Annotated in this window: 19 protein-coding genes and 2 tRNA genes; 9 read left to right on the top strand and 12 right to left on the bottom strand. The window is 37.0% G+C overall.

Annotated elements, in window-relative coordinates:
• Positions 1-205: 205 nt before the first annotated feature.
• Both VK161_RS08615 and VK161_RS08610 read left to right on the top strand, forming a co-directional pair.
• Positions 206-1,870 carry a HAMP domain-containing sensor histidine kinase gene (locus VK161_RS08615; protein WP_324214366.1) on the top strand — a complete coding sequence of 555 codons (1,665 nt, stop codon included), beginning with the start codon at positions 206-208 and terminating at the stop codon, positions 1,868-1,870.
• Positions 1,871-1,925: 55 nt separating this feature from the next.
• Positions 1,926-2,591, top strand: coding sequence for a response regulator transcription factor (locus VK161_RS08610; protein WP_324214365.1), 666 nt, complete (start codon positions 1,926-1,928; stop codon positions 2,589-2,591).
• 11 nt (positions 2,592-2,602) lie between these two features.
• On the opposite strand, the gene VK161_RS08605 is transcribed toward VK161_RS08610, so the two are convergent.
• Genes VK161_RS08605 through VK161_RS08575 form a run of 7 tightly spaced genes read right to left on the bottom strand, consistent with a single transcriptional unit; the run spans position 2,603 to position 12,146 of the window.
• Positions 2,603-4,273: a sodium/sugar symporter gene (locus tag VK161_RS08605; RefSeq protein WP_324214364.1), complete on the bottom strand. Its 1,671-nt coding sequence runs from the start codon at positions 4,271-4,273 to the stop codon at positions 2,603-2,605.
• A 4-nt stretch (positions 4,274-4,277) separates the two neighbouring features.
• Positions 4,278-5,327, bottom strand: a complete 1,050-nt coding sequence (locus tag VK161_RS08600; RefSeq protein WP_324214363.1) for a UDP-glucose--hexose-1-phosphate uridylyltransferase — start codon at positions 5,325-5,327, stop codon at positions 4,278-4,280.
• A 40-nt stretch (positions 5,328-5,367) separates the two neighbouring features.
• The gene (galK, locus tag VK161_RS08595; protein ID WP_324214362.1) at positions 5,368-6,540 is read right to left on the bottom strand and encodes a galactokinase; all 1,173 of its coding nucleotides are present in this window, start codon (positions 6,538-6,540) and stop codon (positions 5,368-5,370) included.
• Positions 6,541-6,552: 12 nt separating this feature from the next.
• A complete protein-coding gene (galA, locus tag VK161_RS08590) occupies positions 6,553-8,973 on the bottom strand; it encodes a beta-galactosidase GalA (protein ID WP_324214361.1) in 2,421 nt (806 codons plus the stop codon).
• 12 nt (positions 8,974-8,985) lie between these two features.
• On the bottom strand, positions 8,986-10,020 hold the full coding sequence (locus VK161_RS08585; RefSeq protein ID WP_324214360.1) for a glycoside hydrolase family 53 protein: 1,035 nt from the start codon (positions 10,018-10,020) through the stop codon (positions 8,986-8,988).
• Positions 10,021-10,022: 2 nt separating this feature from the next.
• Entirely contained in the window at positions 10,023-11,093 is a 1,071-nt protein-coding gene (locus tag VK161_RS08580; RefSeq protein WP_324214359.1) for a glycoside hydrolase family 53 protein, read from the bottom strand.
• Positions 11,094-11,102: 9 nt separating this feature from the next.
• Entirely contained in the window at positions 11,103-12,146 is a 1,044-nt protein-coding gene (locus tag VK161_RS08575) for an aldose epimerase family protein (RefSeq protein ID WP_324214358.1), read from the bottom strand.
• Positions 12,147-12,249: 103 nt separating this feature from the next.
• Here VK161_RS08575 and VK161_RS08570 point away from each other — a divergent pair, with 103 nt between their 5' ends.
• Positions 12,250-13,248: a GntR family transcriptional regulator gene (locus tag VK161_RS08570; protein WP_324214357.1), complete on the top strand. Its 999-nt coding sequence runs from the start codon at positions 12,250-12,252 to the stop codon at positions 13,246-13,248.
• A 224-nt stretch (positions 13,249-13,472) separates the two neighbouring features.
• Here VK161_RS08570 and VK161_RS08565 read toward each other — a convergent pair whose 3' ends face one another.
• Together VK161_RS08565 and VK161_RS08560 are read right to left on the bottom strand one after the other, a co-directional pair.
• The gene (locus tag VK161_RS08565; RefSeq protein WP_324214356.1) at positions 13,473-13,868 is read right to left on the bottom strand and encodes a biopolymer transporter ExbD; all 396 of its coding nucleotides are present in this window, start codon (positions 13,866-13,868) and stop codon (positions 13,473-13,475) included.
• Entirely contained in the window at positions 13,852-14,562 is a 711-nt protein-coding gene (locus tag VK161_RS08560) for a MotA/TolQ/ExbB proton channel family protein (RefSeq protein ID WP_414655420.1), read from the bottom strand. The genes VK161_RS08565 and VK161_RS08560 overlap by 17 nt, the downstream gene beginning before the upstream one ends.
• A 128-nt stretch (positions 14,563-14,690) precedes the next feature.
• Between VK161_RS08560 and VK161_RS08555 the strand changes: the two genes are divergently transcribed.
• The 5 genes from VK161_RS08555 (at position 14,691) to VK161_RS15390 (ending at position 16,807) form a co-directional block, all read left to right on the top strand.
• Positions 14,691-15,911, top strand: coding sequence for a folylpolyglutamate synthase/dihydrofolate synthase family protein (locus tag VK161_RS08555; RefSeq protein ID WP_324214355.1), 1,221 nt, complete (start codon positions 14,691-14,693; stop codon positions 15,909-15,911).
• A 69-nt stretch (positions 15,912-15,980) separates the two neighbouring features.
• Positions 15,981-16,055 (top strand) — tRNA-Val (locus tag VK161_RS08550).
• 55 nt (positions 16,056-16,110) lie between these two features.
• A complete protein-coding gene (locus tag VK161_RS08545) occupies positions 16,111-16,362 on the top strand; it encodes a GIY-YIG nuclease family protein (RefSeq protein ID WP_324214354.1) in 252 nt (83 codons plus the stop codon).
• A tRNA-Ala gene (locus VK161_RS08540) sits at positions 16,361-16,421 on the top strand. The genes VK161_RS08545 and VK161_RS08540 overlap by 2 nt, the downstream gene beginning before the upstream one ends.
• 164 nt (positions 16,422-16,585) lie before the next feature.
• The gene (locus tag VK161_RS15390) at positions 16,586-16,807 is read left to right on the top strand and encodes a GIY-YIG nuclease family protein (RefSeq protein WP_414655421.1); all 222 of its coding nucleotides are present in this window, start codon (positions 16,586-16,588) and stop codon (positions 16,805-16,807) included.
• Positions 16,808-16,972: 165 nt separating this feature from the next.
• Here the strand turns inward: VK161_RS15390 and VK161_RS08535 are convergent, their stop codons facing one another.
• From VK161_RS08535 to VK161_RS08525, 3 genes are read right to left on the bottom strand one after another with little or no spacing between them, the layout of a single operon-like run.
• Entirely contained in the window at positions 16,973-17,944 is a 972-nt protein-coding gene (locus VK161_RS08535; protein ID WP_324214353.1) for an energy transducer TonB, read from the bottom strand.
• A 45-nt stretch (positions 17,945-17,989) separates the two neighbouring features.
• Positions 17,990-19,144: a Na+/H+ antiporter NhaA gene (nhaA, locus tag VK161_RS08530; RefSeq protein WP_324214352.1), complete on the bottom strand. Its 1,155-nt coding sequence runs from the start codon at positions 19,142-19,144 to the stop codon at positions 17,990-17,992.
• Positions 19,145-20,371 carry a Glu/Leu/Phe/Val dehydrogenase dimerization domain-containing protein gene (locus tag VK161_RS08525; RefSeq protein ID WP_324214351.1) on the bottom strand — a complete coding sequence of 409 codons (1,227 nt, stop codon included), beginning with the start codon at positions 20,369-20,371 and terminating at the stop codon, positions 19,145-19,147.
• A 315-nt stretch (positions 20,372-20,686) separates the two neighbouring features.
• Between VK161_RS08525 and VK161_RS08520 the strand changes: the two genes are divergently transcribed.
• Positions 20,687-23,737, top strand: a 3,051-nt coding sequence (locus VK161_RS08520; protein WP_324214350.1) for a MopE-related protein, incomplete at its 3' end; no start/stop codon positions are given.

Genomic DNA, 23,737 nt, shown 5'->3' with positions numbered 1-23,737 from the left:
ACTATAGATTAAAGTTTTTTTGAACTATTTATCCGTAGTATAAATTCTACATCATAATTGAATTAATACTACACAAAGTAATCGATTCCTGCATTAAATTTGATGAGTTAATTAGTATTGTTTTTATCCCAAATTTAATTTTTTACTAATTAATAGCCCCAAAACCTACTGAACCTATTTTTAACTAATAATTTTACTATTACAAATGTTAAGTAATATAAATAGAAGAAGGTTTTTCCATATTTCATTGATAGTGTTTATTATTTCATTGCAATGTTTGGTGCTATTGTTTTGGTATTTGGAATCTAGAAAAGATGAAAAAATTGCAAAGATTGCCAATGATATAACTCACTTGGATAAAGCACAATCGTATTCCGATCAATCCAGAGCATTATTGATTAAATCACAAATTCTTTACCGGGAATATCTTTTTGATAAAAGCGGAAAAGCTTTGAACGATTATTTCGAAACCGTTAAAGGAATTAATGGTTCATTAGTGCACTTGGATTCTGAGTTGAATTCGAACTTTAAAATGCAAGATTCTCTAAAGACTGTACGTTTAAAATCGAGGTTGGATACCATTATTAAGCAAACTTCTTATTTGGATAAAAACAGAATTGATGAACGTGTTATAAACAAATTTGATTATAAAGAAATTTTAAACAGCGTCACCTTTGACTCTATCGTAACTCGAGACAGTATTGCCAAAAAAGGGTTCTTTTCACGGATGTTAGACGCCATTTCGGGCAAGTACAGCATCCAAAAGGAAAAAATCGAAATCATCGCCAGCTACAAATACCAAAATAAAGTCAGTTCAGGAGAACTCAAATCGCAAATTGAAAAGATTTTAAAAGATTCGGATACTTACTATAAAAGTCAAATTAACGCAGTCAAAGAATCGTTTGGTGCTTCTAACGGTTACAACTCTAAATTGCATGTTGTCAATGATAGTTTGCTCAATTCAACATCCGATTTGATTGATAATTACAACAACATCATCCAACCCTTAAAAAATAGTTCTAATGACGAATTTAAAGCAACAACTCAAAGCAACAGCACGCACCGAAACTATCTCATTTTTGCTTTGACACTTTTGATGCTTGTTTTTTCGGTTATCTTGTTCCGATACACATTGTACACCTACGAACTTGAAAAGAAATTAGTCACCTCACAAGAGCAAATCCTAAAGAGTTTAGATTACAAGAATAAAATTATGGGAATGGTCAGCCATGAAGTGCGTTCACCATTAAGCATTATTTCACTGTATTGCAAAATGATTGTCTCAAAAGTAAAAGATGCCGAAATCAAAGAAGTGTTTAATTCCATTCAAAATACTACTTCTACTTTGTTATTACTGACCAATCAAATTTTAGAGTATTCTAAAAATGAAGATCGAAAAATGAAGTTGAACAAATCCAAATTCAATCTGAAGCAAGAGTTGACGAATATAGTCGAGCCGCTAAAAAAATTATGCATTGAGAATGAAAACCAATTTCAGTGGAATAATTTGGTTGAAGTTATTGATGTCAATTCGGATGTGATTAAAATCAATCAGTTGTTTTATAACTTAGTTGGGAATGCACTAAAATTTACCAAAAACGGTACCATTACAATTGATACAAAAACCGAAAAAGTCGATTCAAAAACCCAGTTTTATGTAACTGTTAGCGATACAGGTTCCGGAATTTCAGAAGAAGATTTGAAACATGTTTTTGAAGATTATTTTCAAGGTTCGAACGGTTTGACTACAATGGGAGTTGGCTTGGGATTAAAACTATGTAAGGAAATAGTAGAATTGTTTGAGGGTGAAATTTCGATTCAAAGCGAGAAAGGAAAAGGAACCACAGTTTCATTTATGCTCAAATTATAAAATTAAATGGGGAATAAAATATATGAAAAGTATGTTTTATTAATGAATTAAAGTTATGTATAAAGAAGAAAGAATCTCGGTTTTACTAGCTGATGATCACAGTATAGTACGACACGGGTTGGTTTTGATGATTAAGGAAATCATCCACGAAGTTAATATTTTTCATTCGTCCACATTTAAAGAAACACTGGCCATATTACATAAAACTAATATTGATTTTTTGATTCTTGATATTGGTTTTCCTGACGGAAATAGTTCGGCCATTATCAGCCAGATTAAGAGTCAGAACAAAAACATCAAAATCCTTATCTTTTCAGGTATGGATGAAGAGATTTATGCTTTGCGTTATATAAACAGTGGCGCCAATGGTTACCTCAATAAGTTGTGTTCCGAAAATGAGATGCGCGAAGCCATTCACACTTTTTTAGATGAAGGAAAGTACATTAGTCCCAAAATTAAAGATAAGATTTTGGATAACTACATGTCCAACAAATCCATCAATCCTCTAGATCAATTATCCAATAGAGAAATTGAAGTGGCTCGATTAATGGTGAAAGGGTATGGTAATTTAGAAATATCTACCATGAAACAACTTCAAAAAACAACCATTAGTACCTTTAAAAAACGAATCTACGATAAACTTAATATCGATAATTTGGTTTCTTTAGTGGGTATAATGAATGCGTACGACGAGGATGATTCGCTGACTCAAAATAGATAATCATTCTTTTTTTACCAGAAAATCGTATACAAAGCAGCCAAAATAGAAAGGATTATAAGCATACCAACGGTAAAGCTGGGAGACATTTTAAACATGGTTTTGTCTACTTCCAATCCGTTGGTTTGAACTCCTTTTTTGGTTTCATACACGCTGATAAAGTACATTCCGATGACACAAATCAGGAATACAAATCCCATACGGTCAATAAACGGAATTTCGTAAACTCCATCAGCATTCGGAATCGAAAATCCTATTGGATTTAGAAATTCTAAATTGACAAAAGCGGGCATGAATTTGAAAATAATGGATAAAATAAAACCGCCAATAGTGGCAAACAATGCTGCATTGGAAGTCGTTTTTTTCCAGAAGAAACCTAATAAGAACATGGCAAAAACACCCGGACTCACAAAACCTGTGTATTCTTGTATGTATTGAAATCCGCCTTTTTTATCGATGCCTAAGAATGGAGCAACCGCTACTGCAATAATCATCGCGGTGATGATGGTGAGTTTTCCAATTCGAACCAATTTTTTCTCATTTGCGTCTACATTCAATTTAGTTTTATAAATGTCTAATGTGAAAATGGTTGCAATACTATTCGCTTTTCCTGCCAATGAAGCTACAATCGCCGCAGTCAACGCAGCAAACGATAATCCTTTTAGACCTACAGGAAGTAAATTCAACAGAATAGGATAGGCGCGATCTGGGTTCACACTGCCATCTTGCAACATTTCAGTTTGAAAATGCCCGTTTTGATACAAAACAAAAGCTGCAATTCCGGGTAAAACAACAATCACAGGCATTAATAATTTTAAGAAAGCGGCGAATAAGATTCCGCTTCGCGCCGTCTTTAAATCGGCTCCCAATGCTCTTTGTGTAATGTACTGATTGCAACCCCAATAATTCAAATTGATGATTAACATTCCACCAATCAAGACCGAAAGTCCAGGTAAATCCATATAATTCGGATTCGATTTGTTAAAAATCATATGGAAATGATCGTCGGCTTTCTCTCGCATTAAATTAAAACCGTTGAGAACACCTTCTTGACCAAATTCGGTCGCTACTAAATTCAATGCTAAATAGGTTGTTACCAGTCCGCCTAAAATCAAAAAGAACACCTGAATTACATCGGTATAACCAATCACTTTCATTCCGCCCAACGTAATCATCACCGCAAAAAATGCCAAGAAAATCATACACAATGTAATATTCAATCCCGAAATACTACTGATAGCCAAAGCACCCAAATACAATATAGAAGTTAGATTTACAAATACGTATAATTTTAGCCAAAAAACCGCCATAATCATGGCAACAGTACTGTTGTATCGTTTGTTCAAATACTGTGGCATCGTAAAGATTTTGTTCTTCAGATATACTGGCATAAAAAATACCGCAACAATCACTAAAGTCGCTGCCGCCATCCATTCATAGGTAGCAATCGCCAATCCCATTTTGAATCCGCTGCCGCTCATCCCGATGAATTGTTCGGCACTAATGTTACTAGCAATCAACGAAGCGCCTATTGCCCACCATGTCAGTGAACCTTCGGCCAAGAAATAATCATTACTATTGGTTTCGGCTTTCTTTTTTCGATTGTAAATCCAAAATCCGTATCCTACAATAATGATAAAATACAAAAGGAACACAATGTAATCGTTGGTGGCTAATGTTTGCATAAGGTTAGTTTTTTGTTTTATAATGAACCTCAGGTAATTCTCTGAGGATTTTGGCTGCTTGTTCAGGCGATAAGTCGCGTTGGGCTTCACCCAGCATTTCGTAACCTACCATGAATTTTTTCACTGTAGCGCTGCGCAACAATGGTGGATAAAAATGCATGTGGAAATGCCATTCAGGATGCGCAATTCGATCGGTTGGTGTTTGATGGATTCCCGATGAATACGGGAATGACGTTTCAAATAAGTTGTCATACTTTGTTGTGATTCGTTTGATGGCATCGGCAAACGCATTGGTTTCTTCCGAAGTCATTGCGATGATGTTTCCAAAATGACGTTTGCTAATGATCATCGTTTCATACGGCCAAGTAGCCCAAAAAGGAACAACTACTGCAAAATGTTCGTTTTCTAAAACAATTCGTTCTTGAAGTTCTAGCTCTTGTTCTAGATAGTCTTTTAGTAAACTTGTTTTATTTTTTTCATAGTACAAACGAAGGTTTTTCTGCGTTCGCTCAATTTGAGTTGGCAGCGATGATTGCGCCCAAATTTGACCGTGTGGATGCGGATTACTGCAACCCATAACACTTCCTTTATTTTCAAAAATCTGAACGTAGTTGATGAAATCGTGGTTGCCCAATTCGAGGTATTGTTCGGCCCAAGTGTGTACCACTTTTTCAATTTCAGAAGTTTCCATTTCGGGTAACGTCAGGTTGTGTTTGGGCGAAAAACAAATGACTTTATTAATGCCGCGTTCGGGTTTGAGTTGGAACAACGTATTTCGCTCGCTTTCGTAGAAAACATCGTCTTTCAATAAGGCAGAAAAATCATTTTCAAACACATAACAATCGGTGTAATTGTCGTTTTGAATTCCGTTAGCACGTACATTTCCTGCACATAAATAACATTCGGGATCGTGTTCTGGACGGTTATCATCGGCTGCTTTTTCGTTCTGACCTTGCCAAGGACGTTTGGCGCGATGAGGCGAAACCAAAATCCATTCATCGAGCAACGGATTGTAGCGGCGGTGCGGGTGTTCGTTGTTATTGAATTCGTTCATTTTTACTTTTACATTAAACCTGACAGGTTTCAAAAACCTGTTAGGATTTTTTATACTCTGATGTTCCTTTTGAAATTTTTACTTTGTAGGCTTTTAGTTCGATGTTGAATTTATTTTTGTACAAGCGAGATACGCGTTCTATGAGTTCTTTTTCGCTTCCTTTTTCGACTAAATTAATCGAACAACCACCAAATCCGCCACCCATCATTCGTGCACCCAAAACCGACTTTTCAAATTGTACCGTGTGTATCAAAAAGTCAATTTCTTCACAACTTACTTCGTATTCTTCGGATAAACCTTTGTGGGTAAGCGACATTAATTTTCCCAATTGCTTGAAATTTGAATCTTGCAAAGCGGTAACGGCATCGTGTACACGTTGAATTTCATTCACAACAAAATGGCAACGTTTGTAGACCGTTTCTCCTAAATGTTCTTTCAGTTGAACCACCATATCTTCGGTGCAATCTCTGAACGTTTTTACTTCAGGAAACTGTTTTTTGATGATCGACAATCCCAATTCTACTTCATTTCTTCGGTCGTTGTAACCCGAAGTTAAATGGGTGTGTTTTACATTGCTGTCCAATAAAAGTAAGGAATAATTTTTAAAATCAGCTCGGTAGTATTTGTGCTCCAACGTATTGCAATCCAACTGAATTACCTTGTCTTTTTTGCCAAAAACCGAGGCAAATTGATCCATGATTCCGCAATTTACACCTACAAAAGTATGTTCCGATTTTTGACCAATTAAAGCAATTTCTTCTTTGGTCAAATCCAAATGGTACATTTTATTGAGAGCATACGCCATTCCGCATTCTAAAGCCGCAGAAGACGACAAACCCGAACCCATAGGAATCGAACTACTGAACACTAAATTGAATCCTTTTAAGGGAAGTTTTTTGTCTTTCAACTGACTAAGAACGCCAAGAATATAGTTCAACCACATGGTTTCAACCGGTTTGATGGTGTCGTTCAAATCAAATTTGGCTACTTCACTTAAATCTTTGGCAATTATAGCACATTCTGAATTTTTGCTTGGTGAAATGGCAAAACAGATGTATTTGTTGATGGCGGCTGGCAACACAAAACCATCGTTATAATCGACATGTTCACCAATAATATTGATTCTTCCGGGTGATAGGAAAATGTATTCGGGTTCTTTTTGAAACAATTGTTCAAAATGAGTTTTGGTATCGCGAATTAATTTTTTCTTCATTTAATGATAGAACTATTGTTTGACAAGGTTGAGTTGAACACTATCCGATTCTAAACCATTAGCTTTGGCCTCCAATTTTGCTGAACCAATATTTTTTCCAGCTTGAATAATTACTTGGCATTTTCCATTGAAAGCACTGCGTTGCCAAGCACCATCTCGACATTTATCGGGTTCGTGTGAACTTGGATCGCCATTGCCGACTCCAATTATTTTAGCATCGCCTGTAATGTAAAATTTGACCAAATTATCGGCAACAGGAACTTCGCGTCCTTGCTCATCTGTAATCGAAATGTTGATGACAGTTGCATCTTTTCCGTCGGCGGTCAATGTGGTCTTGTCGGGGATCATTTCCACATTGAAAGCGCGTCCGGTTGTTTCTATTTTTGAGGTGATTTTTCGTCCTTTTTTATAGCCAATGGCTTCTAAAGTTCCGGGTTCGTAATTCACATTCCATTTTAAATGACTGTTTCGAGGCATCGTTTTTTTACCTTGACTTTTTCCGTTTAAGAAAAGTTCTACTTCATCGGCATTTGAATTCACCCAAACATCTATTGGTTTTCCGATTTTTTCGGACCAATTCCAATGCGGAGAAATGTGCAACACGTCTTCGTCAGTCCACCAACTTTGATAGTAATAGTAAATGTTTTTCGGGAAACCACAAACGTCTAGAATTCCGAAATGCGAACTGATATTTGGCCATTTATACGGAGTTGGTTCGCCGCGGTAATCAAATCCAGTCCAAACAAATCCGCCCAGCCAATACTTGTTTTCAGCGGCTAATTTCCACCAATCTTCGGCTTTACTTGCCCACCAAGGATGTGAAATATCTTGATCGGGAACGTAGGCTCTGATTTCGTCTTTTTCGTAAATTCCGCGTGTAGTAACGGTACTTCCCATTTCGGTCCCTAATAATGGTTGATTCGGATGATCTCGATGGTAATCGGCTACAGCAAATTGTCGGTAATTAAATCCGCGAATCGGAATTACTTCATTCACACCTTTAAAATCATTTCCCATATCGGCAGCATACGTGCTGGTTCGTGTTGGATCTAAATCATTTTGAATGGCAAGCAATGATTGTGCAATTCGTTTGCCGTATTCATTACCTTGAATGTTTTGTTCTTCGTTACCAATTGACCATAAAAACACCGAAGGATGATTGCGGTCGCGCAAAATCAAACGCTTGAATTGATCGGTATATTCCGGACTGCTATTGAGTAATCGTTGTTCGTCTAACACTAACATTCCCAAACTATCGCAAGCTTCCAAAAGTTCGGGAGTCGGAGCATTGTGACTGGCTCTATAGGAATTGGAACCCATTTTTTTGAGTAATTTGATGCGATAGTATTGCATATAATCGGGTAGTGCGCTTCCTAAACCAGCGTGATCTTGGTGATTGTTGGTTCCTTGAATTTTAAGATGTTTTCCATTGAGAAAAAATCCTTCTTGAGCATCAAATCGGATGGTTCGTACTCCAAAGCGGGTTTTGGTTTGGTGTACAATTTCATTTCCCAATTTTACTACCGAAACTACTCGATACAAATACGGATCGTCCAACGACCAAAGGCGAACATTGTTCAGGTTTAATTTATGCTTAATCGTTGTGTTTTTGTTGATGCCTAATGAAAGTTTCTGCTCTGAAGTTTTGGCCAGAACTTTTCCATTTCTATCGGTGATGAACGAATACGTCGAACAATTACTGTTTTTGAGGTTGTTATTTTGAACAGTGGTTTCAATAGTTACAGTTGCGTTTTTACCATTTACTTCTGAATGTACAAAAATTCCGTCTTCAGGAATGAACGTCTTGTTGGTTATATTGAGCCAAACGTGTCGGTAAATTCCGGCGCCTTCGTAAAACCAACCTTCGTTTTGAGTAGCATCCACACGAACAACAATTACATTTTCGCCTTCGAAATTCATATAATCAGTAATATCGTATGATTTTCCGATATAACCACTAAAATTAGTTCCGACGTAAAATCCATTCACCCAAATGGTAGCATTTCTGTAAATTCCGTCAAATTGGATTTCGAAACGTTTACCATCATCCTTTTTATCAACTGTGAAATGTTTTCGGTACCAACCAATACTGGTTTCAGGATACAAACCACCTACAGTTTTATAACCGTGAGCTTCCAATTCAAATAATGGCGAATTCTTAAAAGGAAGTTCTACAGCCCAATCGTGTGGAACATTTATGTTTGTCCAAGTTGTGTCAATAAATTTCGGATTGACAACAGTTGTAGCAAAAACATTCGATTTGTGAAATAACGAAATCTTACTGTAATCAAAGTCTTTTTCAGCATCAGACGCATGTCCGAAATGAAATTTCCAATCTTCGTCAAGGCTTATTTTTTCTTGTGCATTCGTAGTAACAATGTTCCAAAAGAAAGTTGAAATCAGAAATAGTAGTGGTATGTAGTTTTTATTCATAATGTTATACTATTATTCTTTAAAAGCATCCAAAGCAGGTGAAGGTTTTCCGTCGGGAAGCCATGCGCTGAGTGCATAATGACTCCAGCTTCTGGCGCCTTGCGGTTCCCAATACAAAACGCCAATACCTTTATTGTTTGGGACGTTTTTTACCGCTTTGATGGTAGCTGAAAGTAGTTCGTAGGTATTTTGAATTTTATCGTCTTCACCACCCACTTCTACAATCATTACTTCTTTTCCATAACGCGAAGCCATATCGTTGAGGTTGAATTGCAAATCAGCAATGGTTTCAGAGTAATCTTTTTTAATCCAATACGGATAATAAGATAATCCGATGACATCATAACGTACTTTTTGAGCAGTTGCATTGTCAAAGAAAGTGCGAAATTTGGCGTTGTTATTGCCTTCATCAACGTGCACTATTACTTTGATTTTTTGATCTACTTTTTTCACTGCATCATAACCTTTATTCAAAAGTTGACCGAGTTGAACCCAATTGTTAGTACTTCCATCTGGCCAAAGCATTCCACCCGGAATTTCATTCCCAATTTGTACCCATTCCGGAGTTACACCTGCTTTTTTTAAGCTGCTTATTACATCAAAAGTGTGTTTGTATACATCGTCTAATAATTCATGAAACGTATGGTTTACCCAAGCAGCAGGTTTGTTTTGTTTAGAAGGATCGGCCCACGAATCGCTGTAATGAAAGTCGATCATCACTCGCATTCCCATTTTTTGAGCGCGCAATGCCATAGTGATGGTTTCTTCTTTGCTGCAATGTCCGCTTGCTTTGTCATCATTTGGATTAACAAAAACACGCAAACGAATGCTATTCATTCCTCGGTCTTTTAGCAATTGCAAACAGTCTTTTTCATTGCCATCAGAATCGTAAAATTTGTAACCAGTGGCTTCCATTTGCGGTAGCCAACCTACATCAGCACCTTTGGCAAAAGGAATTTCTTTTTGTTTTTTTTGAGCGAATGATAATGAATTATTCAACATCAGTAAACTCAAAAATAAGAGAGTATAAAAGGGTAGTTTTCTCATGATTAGTTCGGATTAAAAACACTTAAAACAGGAAGTGCATTGTTGTTAAAGTCCCAAAGCGCCTGATTTTCCCAAGGCGAACCATTAGTGGCCGTTGGACCTCTAAAAGCAACCCATTCCGAACCCCAATAGCAAAATCCGATTCCGTGAGTGCTTTGTGCAACTCCATTTTTTATGGCTGATAAGAAACCAGTTTGTCCCGAATTGGTTGCGCTAAAAGCAGGAATTAATTGTTCAGGTAGGCCAATGATGTTATTCGTGTAGTCGTTATAACCAAAAGTAAATGGATAGGCAGTTTCAGCAATGATTACTTTTTTGTTGTGAGTTTGTCCCAAAGAATTCATGGTATTTTGGAGTGTCGAAAGACTTTTTCCGTGCCAAATTGGGTAATAGGAAAGACCGATGTAATCGTAATCGATGTTTTGAACTTTGTTGAAATAGTAATCGGCACCAGTCAAACCTGCATGATGCAGCATGATTTTAGTTGAAGTTGATTGGCTTCTGATAGCTGAACTCGCGCTGGCAACCAATTGTAAATACTGACTTTCATTTACAGATAATTTTCCTTCAGGCCAAAGCATTCCATCGTTGGTTTCGTTTCCGATTTGGAAAATGTCGGGCTGAATTTCGGTCATTATTTGTGTGGTGTAGCTTGAAACAGTATTTTTTAAAGTAGTAAAATCCATACTTTGCCAAGCAACTGGTTTGGTTTGTGTTCCGGGATCAGCCCAAGTATCCGAATAATGAACGGTAAGCCATACTTTGAGTCCGGCTTGTTTTACCCGAAGCGCAAATGCTTTTACTTCGGTAAGTCCGCAATGTCCATCAGAAGGGTTTTGCCAAAGACGCATTCGAATCGCATTACAACCAGCATTTTTTAAAGTGATTATTGGGTCTTGAGCCACACCATTGTTTTTGTAAATAGTGCCTTCGCTTTCAATCAATGGTAAATACGACATGTCAGCTCCACGAATGAATTCGTCTTCAGGAGTAGGTTGTTGTGTTTCTGAGTTGTTGTCAGACGAACACGAAATAATCAAAGTTGATAATAAGATAAAAGCAATTTTTTTCATGATTTTTAATTATAAAAGTTCGAATGCAAAAATGGTTTTATGGCTGTATTCTTTTCCTTTTTTCAGAATTGAGTTAGGGAAATGCTTGTGATTGGGAGCGTCAGGAAAATTTTGTGCTTCAAAACAAATTCCACTTGTGATGTGATAATTGGCGCCTTCTTTTCCTTTTATTGTGTTGAAACAATTTCCGCCGACATACACATGAATGGCGGGTTGATTGGTATAGACCGACATTTTTAAATTATTTTTTCGGCTGATTAACGTTGCATTAGGTTTTGATTTTTGATTCAAAACGAATGTGGTATCAATGCTATTCGGACATGGTTTTGAAGATGAAAAATCAAAAGGATGCTGGTTTAAAGATAGGAAATTTCCAGTTGGAATGTTTTCTGAAGTAGTTTCTAGAATTTCAGATGAAGCAATGGATAGTTCTTGTTGTAAAACATCTTCAGATTGCCCGTCTAAATTAAAATAACTGTGTTGAGTTAGGTTGATGATGGTGTCTTGGGTTGAAGAGGCTGACATTTCCACTTTCAATTCATTGTTTTCGGAAAGAGTGTAGCAAACTTGAGTTGTTAACTTTCCAGGATAATTTTCTTCATTTTCGTTACTGATGTGTTGCAGTGTAATCGAATTTTTGGTAATCAACTTTACTTCCCAAAGTGCTGTGCTAAAGCCCGAAAATCCTCCGTGTAAATGATGTTGATTGTGGTTTTTAGTCAGATGAATCTCTTTTTTATTTAAAACAAAAGTTGCATTGTTGATTCGCCCAGCATACCGACCGACAATTGCACCAAGATAAGGCGCGCTAGGTAGTCGAAATGAATTGGCATACTCTTCAGCTGTTTCAAATCCGAGAACAACATCAATTTTGGTTGCATTTGAAAGAGGAATTTTTAATGATTGAATGGTGGCACCGTAATTCAAAACATTGAGTTCAACTCCGTTAGAATTGGTTAATGTAAAACAAAAGACTTCATTTCCATTGGGAAGTAACCCGAATGATTTGATAGTTTTACTCTCTTTTAAATGTGAAAAATGAATATTTTGCATACAATTTTTATCAATCTGATACCAAAAATATAAAAATAGTTTTTTAAACCATACCAGTACCTACCAGTTTTGTCGTATCTTGCCACCAGTTAATTTCTATTCGATGAAAATAATAAGTATCGACTATAATTCGGCATTGCCTAAATACAAACAAATTGTGCTTTCGGTTGAGGTTGCTATAGCTGAGCAACGACTCAAGCGTGGTGATAAATTACCATCGGTGAATAAGGTCAGTTTGGAGTTCTCCATATCAAGAGATACGGTTTTGTTGGCCTATGATGAGTTGAAAAAACGAGGAATCATTTATGCGATACTCGGAAAAGGCTATTATGTAAAAAGTGTTGAGTTCAGTTTTGAGCAACGGTTTTTTCTCTTATTTGATGAGTTGAATAGTTTCAAAGAAGATATTTACACGTCATTTTTAGAGGCGATGAACAACAAGGCACAGATTGATATTTTCTTTCATCATTTCAATATTGAGATGTTTAAAAAATTAATCAATGAAAGCAACGGGAATTATTCGAAATACATAATCATGCCAACCAATTTGGTCAGTGCTGCATCCATCATTAAGACATTGCCTAAACAAGATGTGTATGTTTTGGATCAAACGAATTCAGAGTTGAAAGACTATCCTTCTGTACATCAGAATTTTATAAAAGACATGTACAATGCGTTAGTTGAAGCCAAACCATTGTTGGAGAAGTATCAAAAAATGGTGCTGATTTTTCCAGGTTTTCGTGAGCCATTGGGAATGAAAATTGGCTTTGAGAAATTTTGTGTTGATTTTCAAATTCCGTTTGAAATTATCACTGAGTTTTCTAATCGAGAAATTGAGCATGGTGAAGTGTATGTCATTCCGGATGATCGCGATTTAGTAAAAGTAATCGAACAATCAAAAAAACAGTTGTTGCAGTTGGGTAATGACTTCGGAATCATATCGTATAATGAAACTCCATTAAAAAAAGTGGTTGAAAACGGAATCACTACGATCTCTACCGATTTCAAAGCCATGGGAATTATTCTTGCCAATATGATTTTGGAAAACAAGAAAGAACAAATTGAAAATGAAAATCGATTGATTTTAAGGAAATCGTTGTGAAAGTATAAGTTCTTTTCAATCAAAAGAATACGTTTTATTTGAACTATGAAAAGTCATAATTAGCCCTGATTGCTTCGCCAGTTCGCTTCGCTCGTGTGTAGCGGATCCTCCGATGGACAAAAACAAGGGATTTATCCCGTAGTTTTTTGCCAATCGGAGATAGAGCGGAAAGCAGGACGATACTTCTATAGAACGCTTTATTTGTGCTCCTAAAAATTAAAAACTTACTTCGAATTGCTCGTGGCGATGACAAACTTCAATTTGTTTTTCACTCCAATTTGCAGCACATCTACCAAATCTTGCACCTGAAGATTGAATGGAATTCGCACTACAACCGTTTGGTCTTTGGCATCGCCCATTTGCGCTAATAATTCGGCTTCCAATTGATCAAAAGAAACTTCTTTTTTATCCAAGTAAAAGCGTTTGTCTTCGGTTACAGATAAACTAATGAGTTGTTTGTTGGTTTTCTCATTGGTTTTCGATTTGGGTAGCGTCATTCTGATTACGTTTGGGTTTGCTAATGTTGATATGATTAGGAAAAACAAAAGCAAGAAAAACATAATATCACTCAGCGATGAAGTGGCTACTTCGGCGTGAAATCGTTTATTTCGTTTTACCATTTGGACGTTGAATTATATTAACAAAATCGAGTACTTGTTTTTGAATGCCTAGAGCGAAACTATCAATTTTTCCGTTGAATAAGTGATAGGCAGAATAGGCGATGATACCTACAACCAATCCGGCTCCAGAACTGATCATTTTTTCGTATAAACCTCCAGATATGTTTCCTATACTAATGTCTTCGGTTTGTGAAATGCTGTAGAAAATTTTGATTACCCCAGAAATGGTTCCGATGAAACCAAGCGTTGGTGCAATACCGGCAATCAAACCCAATTGACCTAATTTTTTCTCCATTTCTCCTACTTCAATGTTGGCTGCGCGTTCCATATTGGATTCAATTTCAGCAATTGGTCGACCGATGGTTAAAATTCCTTCACGAAGCACATAACCCGAAGCCGTTCCGTTGCGTTCAGTAATTGAAACCGCAGCATCTAAATTTCCGGCATTGAGATTATCGCGAATGTCACGAATCAAATTCGGATCAATCACGGCTCTTTTATTAATGTACATGTAACGTTCAGCGATGATGTAAAAAGTATAAAACAATAACAAAGCAATCGGAATAAGGAAAAATCCTCCTTTTAAGATGAACTCTAAAACAGAGATTTCTTCGGTGGTTACTGCACCTTGAACTAAAGCACCTGTGGCTTGTGTAATGGAATCATTTTGGACTTGAAGAAAAAAGTTAATCATATAAACTGTTTTTTTTGATTTAGTTTTAAAAATAATCTCAAATTTGCATTAAAGGTAAATTCTACTACAATAATAAACTACAATTTTGGGAAATTATTTTGTTTTAGAATTTTTTTATTAAGAAAGTAATGAACTATTCCGAAACCCAACAGTGGTTGTTCCAACAATTACCTATGTACCAAACACAAGGCGCATCTGCGTATAAAAAAGATTTGACCAACACTGTCTTGTTAGCCAAGCATTTAGGAAATCCTGAAATCAATTTAAAATGCATTCATGTAGCTGGAACTAATGGAAAAGGTTCTACTTCTCATCTGTTGGCGTCAGTATTTCAAGAAGCTGGATATAAAGTTGGCTTGTACACGTCACCTCATCTGAAAGATTTTAGGGAACGAATTAAAATTAATGGAGAAGAAATTTCGGAACAATTCATAATCGATTTTGTAGCAAAAAATAAACTTTTTTTTGAAGAGCATCAACTGAGTTTTTTTGAAATGACCGTTGGTTTGGCCTTTGATTATTTCAGAAAAGAAAAAACAGACATCAATATTATTGAAGTTGGGATGGGCGGGCGACTGGATTCAACCAATATTATCACTCCCGAAGTTTCCGTTATCACCAATATTGGTCTAGATCATACTCAGTTTCTTGGAACTACTTTGGAAGCAATTGCTTTTGAAAAAGCGGGAATCATTAAGCCAAAAGTTCCAGTGGTAATTGGAGAATATACTTCTGAAACCCGAACAGTTTTTGAAAATAAAACACAAGAAACGCATTCATCAATTTATTTTGCATCAGATTTAATTACTGAAACTCCCAAAACTGTTTTATTAGGCGATTATCAACAGCAGAATAAAAAGACGGTTCTTCAAACTTTAAAAGTGATTCAATCTCAGAAAAAGTATGTCATTTCTGATGAAAACATTGAGGATGGATTTTTAAATGTAATCAAAAATACGGGGTTACTCGGAAGATGGCAGCAAATTAATGATACACCAAAAGCCATTTGCGATACCGCTCACAACTCTCACGGATTAAAAATTGTACTGAATCAAATTCAAAAAGAAAAATTTGATGATTTGCACATCGTTTTAGGTGTAGTAAATGACAAAGATTTGGACGAAATTTTGCCTTTATTTCCAAAAAATGCAAATTATTACTTTTGCAAGCCCGAAATTCCGCGTGGTTTAGATGCTGCAATTTTAAAAAATGCCGCTTTAAAATTTGAACTCAAAGGAAAAGTATATGATTCTGTTTCAAATGCTTATCAAGCAGCGTTGGAAAAAGCATCTCCAAATGACTTTATTTACGTAGGAGGAAGTACTTTTGTAGTAGCAGAAATTTTGTAATTTTTTTTAATTTATGTTTGCAGATATAAAAAAGAGTTCTATATTTGCACTCGCAATCAAGCACTAATCGGGCGATTAGCTCAGCTGGTTCAGAGCACCTCGTTTACACCGAGGGGGTCGGGGGTTCGAACCCCTCATCGCCCACAAAAAACTTCAACAGAAATGTTGGAGTTTTTTTATTTTATAATACTTCGAAGCCATGGAATTTATTGTTTATGTACTCTTTAGTTCAACTAAAAATCGTTTCTATATAGGATTTACCTCTAATCTCGAAGAGCGAATCATCAGGCACAATCAGAAAAGTAAAGGTTTTACAGGAAATACAAATGATTGGAAAGTCGTTTATACTGAAAATTATTCTTCCAAAGAAGAAGCGCTCAAAAGAGAGCTTCAAATAAAATCGTGGAAAAGCAGAATAAAAATTCAAGAGTTAATTTCTAAAAAAGATTAGCTCAACTGGTTCTGAGCATTCCGATTGCATCGGAAGTGGTCGGGGGTTCGAACCCTTTCCGATTGCTTCGGAACAGGCAATCGCCCACAAAAAACTTCAACAGAAATGTTGGAGTTTTTTTATTTTATAATACTTCGAAGCCATGGAATTTATTGTTTATGTACTCTTTAGTTCAACTAAAAACCATTTCTATATCGGATTTACTTCAAATCTTTAATAACGAATCATCAGGCACAATCAGAAAAGCAAAGGTTTTACAGGAAATACAAACGATTGGGAAGTCGTTTATACTGAAAATTATTTTTCTAAAGAAGAAGCGCTCAAAAGAGAGCTTCAAATAAAATCATGGAAAAGCAGAATAAAAATTCAAAAGTTAATTTCTAATAAAGTTGAGCTCAACTGGTTCAGAGTATTCCGATTGCACCGGAAGTGGTCATGGGTTTGAACCTCCCGATTACTTCGGGACAAGCTCTTTCCGATTGCTTCGGAACAGGCAATCGCCCACAAAAAAACTCCTTAAGAAATTAAGGAGTTTTTTATTTTATAAAATTATCTCTTGTTAATAGATTTTTGACTAAAAATTCGGATTAAAAAAAAGAGTAAAACCCATTTAATCCTTCAAACTAAAATTATAGCGAATAGTTCCTACTTGCTTTTCAGCTCCAGTTGGACTCGCACTCCATTTAGTGTTCATTGCAGCAATACGCGCTTGTGATGTTAAACACGTAGCCGAATTGGTTGTTCCTCTTGCACCTGGTTTTGCATCGATAACGTTCCCGTTTTTATCTACAGTAATTTGTACAACAACAACACCTTCTTCGTTGCAATTATAATTGGGTGATGGTTTTGTTAAGGCTTTTCGTCCTGATAATGCATAACCTGCGCCGTTTCCTAAACCATTACCACTTCCGTTTCCACCGCCAGTTCCAGAGCCTGAACCCGGACCAATTCCTGTACCGTTTCCAGTTCCAGTTCCGCCACCAGTTCCACCACCTGAACCGCCATTTCCGTAGCCGCTTGAGTTAATGTTTCCATTAGCCGAACCTTGATTCCCTTGTGAACCGCTATTTCCGTCACCGCCTTTTTTCGGACCTTTGATAATGTTGGCCAAAGCATCGTTAGCGTTATTGTTTACCTTAGGTTTGGTTACCACAGGTGTTGGGGTTTTTACAACGGGTTTCGGATCTTTTGGTTTATCGTTTTTGGGGATGACAGCATCGGTTTTATCAGCGTCGCTATCCTCCGAAATAATGTCTTCTTCTTCAGCAGCGGCCGATTTGGTTGTAACCTTACTAGCATCTTTCACATCCAAAACGTCACTTTTGTAATTATCTCCCGAACCAAAATCGGTGTTTCCAAAATTGACTTCAACTCCGCCACCGCCACCGCCACCAGCAAGTGCAGCTAATTCGGCATCGGAAGGAGGCCAAAAACGAATGAAAAATAAAACCACTAGTAATGCAGCGTAAATCCCAATAGCAATTAGTATGGATTTTCTTTTTTCTTCAGCAGAAGAATCCAAATCATCAATCGAACTGACCGATGGCTTGTTTTTGAAAGAAGGAGATGATTTTAAACTCATAACACTGTGTTTTATGTTTCTAACGCCGAAATATACTAAAAATTGTTATTCCGGCAGCGTTTTACCCTTATTGTTGATGCTTTTCTTCAACCAAATAAACCCAATTATACCCGAAACTAATGATGCTACTAGTATCATAAACTTGGCATTATTAATTAAGTCTTTATCTTCAAAAGCAATTAAAGTGATGAAAATGGACATGGTAAATCCGATTCCACCTAAAAACCCAATTCCTAATAACGAATTCCAATTCATGTCATCGGGCAACGATGTTAGTTTCAGCTTGACTGCCAAAAAACAAAATATCAAAATCCCTATGGGTTTTCCTAATCCCAATCCAAAAATGATGCCTAACGAATACGGTTGGGTGAAATTGTTCGTCCAATTACTTCCAATTACTATCGCAGTATTGCTCAAGGCAAATAAAGGAATGATTATAAAAGCAACTGGGTTGTGCAACCAATGCTGTAGTTGATAGGAAATAGTATTCGGTTTACCATTTTGAAACGGAATAGCAAAGGCCAAAAGAACTCCGGTTATGGTAGCATGAACACCCGAATGCAGCATAAAATACCACATAAAAACACCACCAATTAAATACAAAAGTAAATTGGTGACCTTCATTCGATTCATAATTAACAACACTCCGAAAATCGCCATTGAGATGAATAAATTGGTGAAATAAAGTGTTTTGGTGTAGAAAATTGCAATTAATAAAATCGCGCCTAAATCGTCAATAACTGCCAAAGCCGTCAAGAAAATTTTGAGTGAAACGGGGACTCTATTTCCTAACAAGGATAAAATTCCGATGGCAAATGCAATGTCAGTTGCCATGGGTATTCCGATTCCAGATTGAGTTTCAGTTCCAAAGTTGAATAGGAAATAAATCAATGCTGGAATTAGCATTCCGCCCAAAGCACCCGAAAGCGGCAAAACTGCATCTTTTATTTTGGATAATTCGCCTATGTAGACTTCTCTTTCTAGTTCCAGACCAATTAAAAGGAAGAAAATTGCCATCAACCCATCATTAATCCAATGTTCGGCGCTGTGTTTTCCAATTTGATAATGCCACAACGATAAATAGCTTTCAGAGAAAGAAGAATTCGCCAGAACAAGCGAGACGACAGTACAAATCAGTAAAACCAATCCGCCTGCTTTTTCACTTTCAAAAAAAGCTTTAAATAATCGTGTGACTTTCACTTATACTAATTGTTTGAGCGCAATTTCAAAGGCTGTTGCGCTGATGTTCTTTTTGTTGGCATTCAAATTATGAGCCTTTTCGATGGCTTTTTTGATGGTTTCCGATGTGTCGTAAAAAATAGCTTCATCGGTCATTTGAACTTTCTTTTCCATAAAATAAGCAAAAACACGAGCCATTCCGCAATTCGAAATAAAATCGGGTATCAAACTAATTTTACTATCGGTTTCTTCCATGATTGGTCCGAAGAAAATTTCTTTATCAGCAAACGGAACGTTCGCGCCACACGAAATTACTTCCAAACCAGAGTTGATCATGTTGTCCAATTGGTCTTTAGTTACTAATCGAGAGGCAGCACATGGTGCAAAAATGTCAGCACCAATGGTCCATATTTTTTCGTTGATTTCGGCAAACGGAATCATGTTTTCGGCGACTAATTTGTTGCCGTCTTTGTTTAAAAATAAACGTCTGATTTCTTCAAAAGTAAATCCGTTTTCATTAATTACACCTCCATCACGATCGATAATCCCGATGACTTTCACGCCCATTTCTGCCAAGTAAAAAGCAGCAGCAGAACCCACGTTTCCAAATCCTTGAACTATGGCTTTTTTGCCTTCAAAATTGCCTCCGTAAGTGTTGTAGTAATGACGAACCGCTTCGGCAACACCATAACCCGTAATCATATCGGCAACAGTATATTTTCGCAAAACATCAGGAGAGAATTTTGGGTTTTCAATTACCTTTATCACACCTTGACGTAATTGACCAATTCGGTTGATTTTGTCGGCTTCAGTGGGTTTAAAATGACCGTTGAAAACACCTTCTTGCGGATGCCAAACGCCACATTCTTCGGTAAACGGAATCACTTCGTGAATTTCGTCTACATTCAAATCGCCACCTGTTCCGTAATAGCTTTTTAACAACGGAGAAACTGCTTTATACCAACGTTGTAAAACACCTTTTTTTCTTGGGTCGTTGGGGTCGAAGTTGATTCCCGATTTCGCTCCGCCAATAGCTGGTCCGGAAACCGAGAATTTTACTTCCATGGTTTTGGCTAATGATAAAACTTCGTTCATGTCGAGACCTTTTCTCATACGAGTGCCACCACCAGCTGCGCCGCCACGAAGTGAGTTGATTACAGTCCAACCTTCAGCCTCGGTTTCACTGTCTTTCCAGTTGAATACGATTTCGGGTTGTTTATTTTCGAATTTTTTTAATAGATCTTTCATTGATTTGTTTGTTTGTGGTGCAAATATAAGCTTTTAAAAAGATTTGCTTTGAATGGTTATGACGAAATTAAGATGACTTTGAACAAGGCTTTTGATTTTAACTTTCTTAAAAAACAAATGAGATTGTGAGTTTAATCGTATTTATTGACTGATGAAAGGAAATGTAATTGAAAAGGAAAAATTGAGGTTATACTTTAGTCGGATATTTCTACCGTATTGAAAATTAGTCAACTAATTTAAAAATACCCATTTGTAGGGATTTTTAGCTTTTTAATAGTACCCAATTTTGTAATTCAATATTAAACCCTCTTAATTATGAAGAATTTTAACTTTTTGAAGTGGAGTATCCACAACTTTAATTCGTCTTTTTTTCGATGTACCATCGTTAAAGACATTAATCCAACAAGCGTTTCTCTGGTTGAGGGAACGGTTTCTGCAAGAGATTTATCCATAAACAACAATGTGTTGATGATGAGAATGATGTTGTTTTTTGCTCTTGTATTTAGTTCGTGTTTGACGGCACAAATTAACTTTACTAATTCGCAAGCCGCAAATTTAGTGGTAGGTCAAGCGAATTTTACGGCCAACGTAGCCAATTGTACTCAAAGCGGACTTTACGCGCCATCGTATACTGCCATAAGTTCTAAAGGTGTTTTGGCGGTGAGCGAACAAACCGGTGGTCGGGTTAAATTATGGAATCCTACGCCAAGTGCCAATGGAGCTAATGCTTCTGTTGTGGTTGGGAAAACTAATTTTACTGATTGTACCAATACGGGAGCCAATCAAGTGAATGTTAGTAACTCAAACGGAGTCGCTTTTTCGCCCGATGGCAACAAATTAATCGTGACTGACTTTAGTAATAATCGAGTATTGATTTGGAATACAATTCCGACAGTAAATGGTCAGAATGCCGATGTAGTATTAGGTCAATCTAATTTTACTTCTTCGTTTGGTAGTGTTTCTGCTTCAGCGATGAATGGACCAACGGGTGCTTTTGTGAGTAGTGATGGTCGATTGTTAATTGCCGATAGAGGAAATCATAGAATATTAATTTGGAACAGTATTCCAACCACTAATAACAAACCTGCCGATGTGGTTGTAGGTCAAACCATTTTTACTTCACCTGGCGGTGGAAGTTCAGCCACTAGTATGGTAAATCCTTGGGGTGTCTGCGTTTCACCTGATGGTAAGCTTTTGGTTGCCGATTCAGCCAATAATAGAGTATTGATTTGGAATTCAATTCCAACCACAAACGGTGCCGCAGCTGATGTTGTAATAGGTCAAACGATTATGGGAACTAATGGTTCTGGAACTACTGCTTCTACTTTAAATGCACCAATTGGTGTTACGGTTTCTCCATCTGGCAAAGTTGCTATTGGTGAATTCGGAAATAGCAGAGTACTTATTTACAATTCAATTCCAACTTCAAATGGTGCTGCAGCCAATGTGGTGTTAGGTCAACCAAATTTTACCTCATCAACTGCTTTTTATCCATCAGGATCACCAACCAACAATAATATGTTCAGTATTTACAATGCTTCTTTCGACCTATACGGCCGATTGTATGTTGCAGGTAGAGAAATGAACCGTGTTTTGGTTTTTGGAGCAGCGCCAGTAACACAAGCCAATTTGGGTATCGGAATAACGTCCAATATTTCAACAGCTTGTTTAGGAACGAGTAATACAATTACCATTACAATCACCAATGCAACTGCTACTGCGGCTTCTGGAGTAATCGCAACAGCAAGCTTACCTGCAGGTTTTACCTATTCTTCGCATACTGCTTCTGGAGGCACTTACAATCCAACTTCGGGTTATTGGACTGTGGGTTCAGTTCCGGCATCTGGTTCAAGAACGTTAACCATAAACGGAATTGCCAATGCTTCGGGTAGTTTATCAGCGTACGCTTCTATAGTTCAATCCAATCAATTGGATCCTGTTCTTTCTAATAATGGAGCAAGTGTGTCATATTCTATAGTTGGTGTGGTTCCTGCTCCAACAGGTAGTTCTTCACAATCATTTTGTAATGCAGCTACAGTTTCAAATTTAACTGCTACAGGAACTGCTATTCAATGGTATGCAAACGCTTCTTTAGGAAGTCCGCTATCAACTTCGTTGTCTTTAGTAAATGGAGTTACTTATTATGCTTCTCAAACAATTGGAACCTGTGAAAGCACAACTCGCTTACCTGTTACAGTTACCATTCAACCATTGAACACCTATTATCAAGATGCGGATGGCGATGGGTTTGGTAATGCTGCCGTTACAACTACATCTTGCGTTCCGGTTGCTGGTTATGTAAATGATAATACCGATTGTAATGATAATCAAATTCAATATGCCGATGTTGATGGCGACGGATTTGGAACTACTACTCAAGTAGCTTGTGGTGTGCCGAATAATTCAGATACAAACGACAATTTGTTGACCTATTTGGATACTGATGGCGATGGATTTGGTTCAACAACCTTAGCTCCAAGTGGAGTGACCAATAATTCCGATTGCAATGACAATCAAATTCAATATTTAGATGCTGACGGCGACGGATTTGGTTCGACAACTCAAGTAGCTTGTGGTGTAGCTAACAACACAGATTGTAATGATAATCAAATTCAATATGCCGATGTTGATGGTGATGGATTCGGTTCAACTACTCAAGTGGCTTGTGGAGTGACCAATAATTCCGATTGTGATGACAATCAAATTCAATATTTAGATACAGATGGCGATGGATTCGGTTCAACTACTCAGGTAGCTTGTGGTGTAACTAATAATACTGATTGCGATGACAGTCAAATTCAATATGCTGATGCTGATGGTGATGGATTCGGTTCAACGACTCAAGTTGCTTGTGGTGTAACTAACAATACAGATTGTGATGATAATCAAATTCAATATTTAGATACTGATGGTGATGGATTTGGTTCAACTACTCAAGCGGCTTGTGGTGTAACCAATAATACCGATTGTAATGATAATCAAATTCAATATTTTGATGGCGATGGAGACGGTTATGGTACAGCGGTTCAAGTTGCTTGTGGAGTCGCTCTTACAGGTGATTGCAACGACGCTAACGCAGCCGTTAATCCAAATGCGACTGAAGTATGTTACGACGGAATCGATAACAACTGTGATGGAACCATCGACGAAGGTTGTACACCAATCATTTCAGTTGTTCAAACGGCTCAATGTGGTTCAACATTGTCTTCAATCAACCAACAGATCTTTGCTAATTTAGTAGCTGGAGCTCAAGGTTACCGATTCAGAGTAACAGACATGACTACCAATCAAGTGCAAACTATTGATAGAAACTTACGTGTATTCCAATTGACTCAATTGACCAACTATGCTTTTGATAGAACGTAT

Origin of the sequence: Flavobacterium sp., assembly GCF_035299245.1 — a bacterium.
Classification (GTDB): domain Bacteria; phylum Bacteroidota; class Bacteroidia; order Flavobacteriales; family Flavobacteriaceae; genus Flavobacterium.
This window is presented reverse-complemented; position numbering and strand designations above follow the sequence as displayed.